Here is a 1,360-nt window from a genome sequence, read left to right on the forward strand (position 1 = left end):
CTGTATGGGCATGATCGGGAAAAGCTGGTCGATGGCCCAAAGGTCGGGCAGCGACTGGAACAGCGAGAAATTGCAGAAATATTTGTCGGGAAGCATGCGCGCTATCTTGCGCAGCTCTTCGGGAGCATGCTTGAGCGTTGAAGCCAATTCGCCCACCTCGCGGGCTATGGACCAGAAGAGTTTCTCGATCTGAGCGCGTGTGCGCAGGTCGAGCATGCCGAGGCTGAAGAGGTCGAGCGCCTCCTCGCGTATCTGCAAGGCATCATGCCAGCTCTCGAACAGACGCGGATGGTCGAGGCGATCCCATATATCGTAAAGTTCGCGGGCAAGCTCATGATCGTCCGGACCGATCTCCTGGCTCTCCTTCCACGAGGGGAGCGATGTGGTCTCGAGCACTTCGAACACGAGCACCGAATGATGCGCCGCGAGCGAACGTCCGCTCTCCGTGATGATGTTAGGCTGATTAAGTCCGTTTTTCTTGCACACCTCCACAAGCGCCGACACGGCATCGTTGGCATATTCCTGAATGGAATAGTTCATGGAACTTTCCGAGGCCGAACTGCGGGTGCCGTCATAGTCCACTCCAAGGCCTCCGCCTATGTCGACAAAATCTATGTTGTAGCCCAGACGCGAGAGCTGCGCGTAGAACTGTGTGGCCTCGCGCAGAGCGTTTTTGATGCGGCGTATCTTGGTGACCTGACTGCCTATGTGGAAATGTATCAGCTTGAGACAGTCGGTCATCTTGTTTTTCTCCAGAATGTCGAGCGCCTCAAGCAGTTCGCTCGAGTTGAGTCCGAACTTCGACTGGTCGCCGCCCGACTCCTCCCACTTGCCTGATCCGGTAGAGGAGAGCTTGATGCGGATGCCAACATTGGGCTGTATTTTCAGTCGCTTGGCCACTGATGCTATCAGCACCAGCTCGTGGATCTTCTCAACGACGATAAAGATATGACGACCCATCTTCTGGGCGAGCAAAGCAAGCTCGATAAACTCCACGTCCTTATATCCGTTGCATATTATCAGAGCGTTGTCGTCGATATTGGTGGCCAGCACGGCGTGAAGCTCCGGCTTCGATCCGGCCTCAAGTCCGATGTTGAATTTTTTGCCATGGCTGACGATCTCCTCCACCACCGGACGCATCTGATTGACCTTGATCGGATAGATGATGAAATTCTTGGCGCTGTAACCATATTCCTCGGCCGCCTGCCGGAAGCACTTCGAGATCTTTTCGATACGGTTGTCGAGTATGTCGGGAAAACGGAGCAGTACGGGCGCCGTGACATCGCGCACCTGACTGTCTCTTATACCCATATGACGCTGCCGACGACGGCACTAGGTAAGAACTCGACTGTCGCTCGAT

The 1,360-nt window shown here is 54.9% G+C and carries 1 pseudogene; it reads right to left on the minus strand.

The annotated features are described in order from the left end of the window. Nucleotides 1–1,293 (minus strand): annotated as a pseudogene (speA, locus tag C5O24_RS13365) (biosynthetic arginine decarboxylase); the annotation flags it as partial. Nucleotides 1,294–1,360: the final 67 nt, after the last annotated feature.

The sequence above is a fragment of the Paramuribaculum intestinale genome (assembly GCF_003024925.1).
Taxonomy (GTDB): Bacteria; Bacteroidota; Bacteroidia; order Bacteroidales; family Muribaculaceae; genus Paramuribaculum; species Paramuribaculum intestinale.